The sequence below is a fragment of the Vibrio sp. 1727 genome, from assembly GCF_033344415.1.
GTDB classification, from domain to species: Bacteria; Pseudomonadota; Gammaproteobacteria; order Enterobacterales; family Vibrionaceae; genus Vibrio; species Vibrio alginolyticus.
Window position 1 is genome coordinate 1 of record NZ_JAWPOT010000220.1, and the last position, 751, is coordinate 751.

The following is a 751-nucleotide window of genomic DNA, read 5'->3' on the forward strand; positions in this document are numbered from 1 at the left end:
TATCGCTCTGTTGATCTCATCCGTTTTGATTCCTGCTCAGGCGGCGAATTTAAACGATGCACAAGCAGTGCAGAGTAAAACTAACCAAGCATCAGCGGTTAGCCAAAAACGTATTGATGCAAGCGCAGAAAAGGCTCTGACGCTGGAAGCGGAAATCGAACAGCTTCAGGAAGAAGTCAGCAACTTGAAGATTTATCGTGATCATCTTTCAAGTTTGGTCGAGAGCCAACATCAAGAAGTGAACAGCTTGAACGAGCAAATTGAGCAGATTGCTCAAACTCGTCAGGGTGTCGTGCCATTGATGTATCACATGCTTGAAGGACTCAAGCGCATAGTGGCCAGCGACAAACCTATTCGTAAAGCTCAGCGTGAAGAACGCATTGCGAAGCTTGATGATCTGATGACGCGAGCCGATGTTGCCGACGCAGAGAAATTCCGTCGAATCCTAGAAGCCTACCAAATTGAAATGGACTACGGCACCAAGCTTGGTATCTACCAAGGCAAAATTAACCTAGATGCTAACGAAAAAGTGGAAGCAGATGTCCTTTACTTGGGCCGTGTATCTTTGGTTGCGCGTAGCCTGTCTGGTGACAAATTCTGGAGTTGGTCGCAACAGCAACAAGCCTGGCAGCCTGTTGGTTCGGAACAAAAGACCGAGCTAGATAAGGCGTTTGCTATGGCAAACAAACAAATTGCACCGAGTATGTTAACTCTGCCAGTGTCACTAACGGTTGCGGAGGGCAAGTAAATG

1 protein-coding gene is annotated in these 751 nt (G+C 47.1%); it reads left to right on the forward strand.

The annotated features are described in order from the left end of the window. The first annotated feature begins 1 nt into the window (after position 1). Positions 2-748, forward strand: coding sequence for a DUF3450 domain-containing protein (locus tag R8O10_RS24885; RefSeq protein ID WP_318191912.1), 747 nt, complete (start codon positions 2-4; stop codon positions 746-748). Positions 749-751 lie beyond the last annotated feature (3 nt).